The following is a 6,783-nucleotide window of genomic DNA, read 5'->3' as shown; positions in this document are numbered from 1 at the left end:
ACCATCGCACGATGGCTCACCCCGTCGCGGTCACGACGCCGCGGGCCCGAAAGACCACCACCCCGCGGGACTCCAGGTTGGAATCCGGGTTCGCAACGCCCGAGACCTTCACACGCGCGTTCGTGCAGCGGTTCGAGATCAGTCCATCGGAGTATCGGAGGATGCTGCGCGCGTACCGCGAGCACGCGGACCTGGCGCAGCAGAGCACGACGTTTGCGGGCTTCGCAGAAGAGACGCCGCTGACACTCCGTTATGACCTCGATGCCGTCCCGGTACGGGTTGAGAGCACCCCCGAGCGGCACCTGCTCGTCCTCCGTCATCGCGGGTACAACGGCCTCGGCATCGGGCACCCATCGGTCGAGCCGTGGCAGCAGCTGAGGGCCTTCGCGATAGAGCACGGCATCGCCCACTCCTCCGACCTCCTCGTGGGCATCACCCCAGATGACCCTTACGTGGTGGACAACGAGCAGATCCGCTTCGACGCTGGCATCCCCATTGCCGCACCGATAGATCCACCCCACCCCTTCACCTACCGCCAGATGCCGGCGCAGGTGTGCGTCGCGCATCGGCACACCGGCGGTGCAGAGCAGATCGCGAAGACCTTCGCGGCTATCGGGGTGCAATGGATGCCCTCAGAAGGGTGGCGGTTGCGCTGCGCACCGCCCTTCGAGATCCATCACGTCGACCAGCGCGCGAACGACGCCGTTCGCGTCAGCTGGACAGACGCCTATGTGCCTCTTGATCACCACCCCGACCATCACCCAGGAGAAGGCCCATGATCGCTTTCGAGTTCACCGAGCACATCGACAGATCGCAACAGGAAGTGTTCGCAGTGCTGGCAGATCCCACAAGGGCGGTCGACTACGTCGACGGTGTCGTGAAGAGCGTGAAGGTGACGGATGGCCCGCTCGCTGTGGGGTCCGTCATCGAGGAGACGCGCCGAGTGAAGAGCAAGGAGGCGACGGGGCAGCTGCAGATCGTGGCTCTCGAGCCGCCCACCGCTTTTGCGGTCGCCAGCGAGGCGGAGGGCATCACCGCGACCTACGTCTACCGGCTGCACCCGGCCGGCACCGGCACGCGGATCGAGTGGACGTGCGAGCTCGCCGCCGGCGGACTGCGGCGGATGATGCTGCCCCTGGTGGCCGCGATCACAAAGAAGGAGGACGGCGACCATCTGGCCCGACTCAAGGCATACATCGAATCGCAGCGAGCAACGGAGACCGCCTCGTGATGCCTTCCGACACCAGCGTCGACGAGGCGCTGGACCGGGCAACCGGGCCACGACGCGGCGAGGTAACCGAACTCCTCGAGCTCTTCGAGCACGTTGCACAGCGCCCGCCGGTGGTGTGGGCGGAACGGATTGTCGGGTTCGGCCAATACGGCTACGCGTACGACAGCGGGCGAGAGGGTATCGCGCCTGAGATCGCCTTCGCTTCCGGGTCCAAGCACACGCTTTACCTGGTCGAGGGGTTTGCCGAGCGGTGGCCCGACCTGCTCGAGCGGCTCGGTCCACACCGCACCAGTAGCGCGTGCCTCTACCTCCCCCGATTGTCGGGGGTGGACCAAGATGCGCTGCGGGAACTACTCGATCGCTCCCTCGCCGTCATTCGAGACGTGCACGGCGACGGCAAATGAGCATGGCGTCTCTCGTCCAAGTAGCCCAGCGCGTGGTCGATCTGGAACGCGCCACAGCCTTCTATTCCGCACTGCTCGGCTCCGCCCCTGTGGCCCGATTCGATCCGCCCGGTTTGGTGTTCTTCGATCTCGACGGCGTCCGTTTGCTACTCGAGAGCGCGGCACCGTCAGCGCTGCTCTACCTCCGCGTCGATGATCTGGAGTTAGCCGTCGACCGAGCCGGCGAGGTCGAAATCGTATCCCCGGGGCGGCCGATCTTCACTCACACCAGAGATGCGCTCGGACCAGCAGGGCGAGAAGAATGGCAAGCATTCATTCGCGACCCCGAAGGAAATCTCGTAGGTCTAGTGGCGTTCAGAGATCCAGCGGAAATCAAGTACTGACGGCTTCGACGAAGCTGGCCGCAGCCGTCGTGGACAACTCAGCACAGAATCTGGCCGCACTCCGGTGGACATCTTCGGTGGGAGATCCCGGCTCTGTGGCTGGCACCGCGGACAACTCTGAGCGGTTCCTACAGGTAGTTGTAGGTTCCACGTGAAGATGGCCGTTTCTGTGTCAACTTGGCCCGCACTTGGCCATTCGGCCAAGTGCGGTGGATGGATTTGGCATCGACGTGATCGGGCGGCTCATCTCCGTCGACCCGGTCTGGCGTGGGGTCGCGGTCAGAGTGGGCTGTTCACATCCAACACGCGAGAATATTTCTGCACATGGATCGCGCGATTGTCGGAGGCGCTGACTAAGATGGGAGTCATGGCAGAGTTTGCTTCTGATCGCCGGACCGGCCGGGTGATGCTCGGCACGGTCCGAGTTGCGCGTGGGTGGACGCAGGGTGCGTTGTCCGAAGCCACGGGGATCTCGCAAGCGGTGCTGTCGAAGGCGGAATCCGGGCTGGTGGAGTTGGACCCCGACCGCCTGGAGAAGCTGAGCGGTGTGCTGCGTGTTCCACCGGTGCTGCTGACGGTCCCGGTGGATGAGGGAGCGGCGCCGTATGTGTTCCATCGCAAGCGCTCCACGTTGCCCCTGTCGGTGGCGAACCGGTTGCGGGCAGAACTGGAATTGCTGCACTTGCAAGTGACGGGGCTCGTCGCGGGAGACACGCCGGTGCGGCTGGTGCGGCACCCGCTTCCGCCCGATGGCTTCGATACTCCGGAGGAGATCGCGCAGGAGGTGCGTGCGTCGATCGGTATCGCGTCCGGTCCGCTGGAAGACCTCGTGCGCTCGCTGGAGGATGCCGGGGTTGTGGTGGTGAAGCGATCGTTGGGGTCGGAGCGGATCGATGCGATGGTGAGCTGGCCGGAAGGACAGCGACCAGTGGTGCTGCTGGGAGATCACATTCCGCCGGATCGGCAGCGGTTCTCGCTGGCGCATGAGCTTGCGCACGCGGTGATGCATCAGGTGCCGTCGGAGACGCAGGAGTCTGAGGCGGATCGGTTCGCGGCGGAGTTCTTGATGCCGGCGCAGGATGTGCGCATGGATCTGGCGGCGGCACCGGTGACGATCCCGGGCTTGGCACGGTTGAAGTCGAAGTGGCGGGTGTCGATCGCGGCGCTGCTGCGGCGTGCGGTGGATCTGGATGTGATCAGCGAGGGCCGTTACCGGCAGTTGAACATCGAGCTCTCCCGCGCCGGATATCGGAGCGTAGAGCCGGTAGCGATCGCCGAGGAACATCCTGGTCTGATCGACCGGGTGGTGCAGCAGCGGCTGAATGAGGGTGAGAGCGTCGCAGAGCTCGCGCGCGACGCGTTCCTGGTTCAGGACGAGTTCGAAGACCTTTACGTGAGGAGCGCAGCATGACCGATCGGGCCAACATCGAGGTGGTCGACAGCTCTCTGGTTTCGCGGACGACGCGTGAGTCGCTCGCCGGTGCCACGCTGGTCGAGCGCACTTTGGGCGGGCGAGTGTTCACGATGGCTGGCGGTGAGACGATGCAGACCGCCCCGCACGTGAACATGGAACACGGCGGCATGGTGTTGTCGGGGCCGACGGCTCTTCAGACCGCCTGGCGCCTGCGGGCGCGGCATCAGGATTTGGTTTTCCTTATCGAGCCGACTTCGGTGCTCGCTCCGGCGACGGCCGAGCGCCCGTTGATTATCGATGAACCGGTGGATGCGCTCATCGCGCCCACGGTGGAGGAGACTCTCCAGGCGCAGCGCGATGCAGGCGCGGCGGTCGCGGTGATCCCAGCGGGGTTTGTGGACGTCGCAGACCCGGGGGCGCTTAAGGCGGTCCTCGCGGCTGCGGACAATATCGACCGCGACGACGTGATCCTCCCGTTGGCCGTCCATCAGAAGTGGTCGACGCCGGATCACATCTCGCAGTTGATCGCGGTCGCCGCGCGGAGCCGTCATCCGGTGGCGTTGGCGCTGGGAGCGAAGGCGGGTGATCCTCTGAATCTCAAGGGGGCGCCGGAGTCGTATCGCCGGTTCTTCGGCGAGGTGAAGGGTGCGGTGCCGTGGCGGGCGGACTTCGCTGGCATCGATGCGTTCGCGTCCGGCGCTCGCGCGGCCGTGATCGGGCAGATCCCGAGCCTGCGGCGCCTGCCGGTGCCGGGCAGCCGACCGTACTCGAGTCGCCCTGGTGATCGCACGCCGCACGTGCTGATGCCGGAGCTGATGCGATTCGCCCGGTCCAGCGAGATGCACCTGAAGTGGTTCGCCAGCGCGACTCCGTGGCCGTGCCCGTGTCGCCACTGTGAGGGACGCGCGGTGGACTCGTTCACCGGCTCCGATGAGGATCGGCTCCGGGCTCACCTGCACAATCTGGCCGCGCTGGACGAGATCGCAGGTATCGTCACCTCGATGGGGACCTCTCAAGTGGCACGGTGGTGGAATCAGCGTCTGGCGGAGGCTGAAGCGGAGCATGTTCGGCTCGCCCAGCACACGGGTGTCATGATCTCGATGCCGCCGACACTTGCCCGGTGGCGGTCGCTGAGCTGAGCGCCTGGCCGTAGATGCGCTCAGCGAACAGCCAGGAGGCGCCAGTGAACCGGGCGGGCTGGAAGGGCGCCGACGCGGCGACGGTCCGCTCGCCGTTGGCGTCGGCCACCGTAACGCCGACACCGTAGAAGGTTGCTTCGAGCAACAATATCTCGTCGAGCCGTCCAGAGGGGACGACGAGTCGACGACGCCCGTAGGGGGCGAATGTCGTCGCCAACTGCAGGGTGCTGCGACGGAACGGGCCGAACACCGATATCAGCCGCACCGTCACGGGAGGCTCCGCTCTTCGGATGAGAGTGGACTGGCTGCGGGCGACGGCGCGCTCTTCGGCGAACCCGCAGCGGACGGCTCGCCGAGCCAGGCGCCGCTCGTACGCATCGAGGCCCGCGAGGGCGGTGGGCTGATCGACGGGGAGCGTCAGCAGGAACCGCAGAGTGTCCAGGTCTTGTACAGACCCCGCCGCGTTTGTGGCGCGGCGGCGCTGGATCTCCGGGAGGTGAAGCTCGAGGTCGACGTGGACGCGATGGGCACCGGTTTGCCAACTCACCCCGGACGTCCCGGCGACGGTCGTGGAGGGGCTAGCTGTCATAGGGGCCTCCGATGCCCAGGGTGTCAGTCACCTCGGACGTGAGTTGAGATGCCGCCTGCCATACGAGATGGTCGCGACGCTGGTAGGCGAGGGTGCGTTCTCCCTCGAGATGGCCCACGACCTCGATGAGGCCGGCGCGTTTGAGTCGTGCGAGCATGCCGTGCACGATGCTCCCGGCCAGGCCCGTGGCCCGTTCGATGGCGGGAGCGTTGAACGTTGCGTCCGGTGCCTGCGAGATCTGCCACATCACGGAAAGCATGTGCTCGCTGCCGAAGACCGCCTTCGACAGCTCGGCCGCGCGGGCAAGGGTTGGCACCTACCCAGTCTAGATCAAATTCAAGATTCATGAAACATGGAGAACGCACCAGTGTGTGCTCTGGACGCCGCACCTTGCGAATTCGGCAGCGGTGGCACGTGGTGGCGCGACGCACGTCGAACACGTCGCTCACCGGTCGTCGCGACCGAGCTGTTGGTCGATCCGGGGCGCCGTGGGTTAGCTGGCGGCTCGATGCTGCGGGATCTCGGGCGCAGCTTCGGCGTACTCGCGGGCGGCGCGCATGTAGGGGTTGTCGCGGACCTGGTACAGCGTGGTCTTCTCCCCGGGCACACGGCCCAGGTACTCGATGAAATGCCTGGACTTCAGCCTCTTGATGAGCGGGTGGATGATCCCGCCGGGCAGTCCGGTGGCGTCGATGATCTGCTTCGGGGAGAACGGTTCATCGCCGTGCCGGGTGATCTCGACCAGCACGGTGTGCATGTAGCTGTTCCCGAAGAGCGCTTTGGAGTCTTCGGGGGCAATCGGGTGGATCGCCGTCATGCTCCGAGTGTCTCATATGCGTCGGACGCCGCCGACTGGTCGGCGGAGGTTTGTTGTGTATCTGACAGGCGCAACATCGAGCTTGGTAGTGAATGTGACATTTACTAGTGATTAGCTGTTTAGTGATTTAGTACAAAGCTGCTCACTTCTTTCTGTGGCGTCGGTGAGTTCCGCTGCGCGGTCGCGGGGCAACAGCATGTGTTCATGCGCACGCACCGCTGTCAGGTTCCGACCGGGGACACGGGCGATGGTGAGCTGCGGGCCGGGGAGCCGGGTCGGGGATGATCGCGGTGGCGTCGACGATCCGGATCCGTATGATGCAGGATCACGTCGACGTCGTTTCGCTGCCGGATGCCCGGTTGGGGGTGTTCGCGGCGGCGGTGCCGTGGCGTGAGTTCCGCTGGTACCGCAAGCAGCGTCACTTCTCCGGCTCGTACTGGTCCGCGACGATGCAGGCGCCCGTGGGGTACGAGTCGCGGCTGGAGTACGCGAACCTGCTGCTGTGCGACTTCGACCCGCGAGTGGACTGGATCCTGTCCCAGCCGTTCCTGATGGAGGGCGACGATCACGGCACGACCCGCAGGCACATCCCGGACTATCTGATCTCGCACACAGACCGGTTGGTGTGCGTTGTCGATGTGAAGCCGGCGGCGAAGCTGCAGGTCCCGGCGGTGCGGGACTCGCTGGACTGGACGCGGCGGGAGGTCGAGGCGCATGGCTGGGAGTACTGTACATTTGGACCGAGCCACTCCGTTACAAGGTTGAGCACCGCATCGCTGTTCGACTCCTGCATCAGCATGTGGCCG

At 65.5% G+C, this 6,783-nt stretch carries 10 protein-coding genes; 7 read left to right on the top strand and 3 right to left on the bottom strand.

The features are described from left to right. From ACQVDU_RS15795 to ACQVDU_RS15770, 6 genes are all read left to right on the top strand, one after another. Window positions 1-779, top strand: a 779-nt coding sequence (locus tag ACQVDU_RS15795; protein WP_443477640.1) for an AraC family transcriptional regulator, incomplete at its 5' end; no start/stop codon positions are given. Continuing rightward, window positions 776-1,231 carry an SRPBCC family protein gene (locus tag ACQVDU_RS15790; protein ID WP_054687628.1) on the top strand — a complete coding sequence of 152 codons (456 nt, stop codon included), beginning with the start codon at window positions 776-778 and terminating at the stop codon, window positions 1,229-1,231. The genes ACQVDU_RS15795 and ACQVDU_RS15790, both read left to right, overlap by 4 nt. Beyond that, window positions 1,231-1,635, top strand: a complete 405-nt coding sequence (locus ACQVDU_RS15785) for a DUF1801 domain-containing protein (protein ID WP_062637438.1) — start codon at window positions 1,231-1,233, stop codon at window positions 1,633-1,635. The genes ACQVDU_RS15790 and ACQVDU_RS15785 overlap by 1 nt, the downstream gene beginning before the upstream one ends. Window positions 1,636-1,637: 2 nt before the next feature. Further along, complete coding sequence (locus tag ACQVDU_RS15780) at window positions 1,638-2,018, top strand: VOC family protein (RefSeq protein WP_085603663.1); 381 nt, start codon at window positions 1,638-1,640, stop codon at window positions 2,016-2,018. 358 nt (window positions 2,019-2,376) lie between these two features. Beyond that, window positions 2,377-3,429 (top strand): helix-turn-helix domain-containing protein, encoded by a 1,053-nt coding sequence (locus tag ACQVDU_RS15775; RefSeq protein ID WP_443477639.1) that lies wholly within the window; start codon window positions 2,377-2,379, stop codon window positions 3,427-3,429. Then, window positions 3,426-4,571: a hypothetical protein gene (locus ACQVDU_RS15770; protein WP_138174616.1), complete on the top strand. Its 1,146-nt coding sequence runs from the start codon at window positions 3,426-3,428 to the stop codon at window positions 4,569-4,571. Before ACQVDU_RS15775 ends, ACQVDU_RS15770 begins: the two co-directional genes overlap by 4 nt. On the opposite strand, the gene ACQVDU_RS15765 is transcribed toward ACQVDU_RS15770, so the two are convergent. The 3 genes from ACQVDU_RS15765 to ACQVDU_RS15755 form a co-directional block, all read right to left on the bottom strand. Then, a complete protein-coding gene (locus ACQVDU_RS15765) occupies window positions 4,522-5,160 on the bottom strand; it encodes a hypothetical protein (RefSeq protein ID WP_171024261.1) in 639 nt (212 codons plus the stop codon). The genes ACQVDU_RS15770 and ACQVDU_RS15765 overlap by 50 nt on opposite strands. Beyond that, on the bottom strand, window positions 5,150-5,476 hold the full coding sequence (locus ACQVDU_RS15760; protein ID WP_138174612.1) for a MarR family transcriptional regulator: 327 nt from the start codon (window positions 5,474-5,476) through the stop codon (window positions 5,150-5,152). The genes ACQVDU_RS15765 and ACQVDU_RS15760 overlap by 11 nt, the downstream gene beginning before the upstream one ends. A gap of 177 nt (window positions 5,477-5,653) precedes the next feature. Further along, complete coding sequence (locus ACQVDU_RS15755; RefSeq protein ID WP_138174610.1) at window positions 5,654-5,977, bottom strand: hypothetical protein; 324 nt, start codon at window positions 5,975-5,977, stop codon at window positions 5,654-5,656. A gap of 290 nt (window positions 5,978-6,267) precedes the next feature. Between ACQVDU_RS15755 and ACQVDU_RS15750 the strand changes: the two genes are divergently transcribed. Further along, a partial coding sequence (locus ACQVDU_RS15750) for a TnsA-like heteromeric transposase endonuclease subunit (RefSeq protein WP_443477638.1) occupies window positions 6,268-6,783 on the top strand: 516 nt, incomplete at its 3' end.

Source organism: Microbacterium sp. F2, from assembly GCF_052274505.1.
GTDB lineage: Bacteria > Actinomycetota > Actinomycetes > Actinomycetales > Microbacteriaceae > Microbacterium.
The sequence above is the reverse complement of the archived record's forward strand: the minus strand, read 5'-3'. Positions and strand labels throughout refer to the sequence as shown.

Excerpts from the sequence above, each read along its gene's own strand:
- ACQVDU_RS15790 (WP_054687628.1), top strand. The coding sequence starts at position 776 with ATGATCGCTTTCGAGTTCACCGAGCACATCGACAGATCGCAACAGGAA.
- ACQVDU_RS15785 (WP_062637438.1), top strand. The coding sequence starts at position 1,231 with ATGCCTTCCGACACCAGCGTCGACGAGGCGCTGGACCGGGCAACCGGG.
- ACQVDU_RS15780 (WP_085603663.1), top strand. The coding sequence starts at position 1,638 with ATGGCGTCTCTCGTCCAAGTAGCCCAGCGCGTGGTCGATCTGGAACGC.
- ACQVDU_RS15775 (WP_443477639.1), top strand. The coding sequence starts at position 2,377 with ATGGGAGTCATGGCAGAGTTTGCTTCTGATCGCCGGACCGGCCGGGTG.
- ACQVDU_RS15770 (WP_138174616.1), top strand. The coding sequence starts at position 3,426 with ATGACCGATCGGGCCAACATCGAGGTGGTCGACAGCTCTCTGGTTTCG.
- ACQVDU_RS15765 (WP_171024261.1), bottom strand. The coding sequence starts at position 5,160 with ATGACAGCTAGCCCCTCCACGACCGTCGCCGGGACGTCCGGGGTGAGT.
- ACQVDU_RS15755 (WP_138174610.1), bottom strand. The coding sequence starts at position 5,977 with ATGACGGCGATCCACCCGATTGCCCCCGAAGACTCCAAAGCGCTCTTC.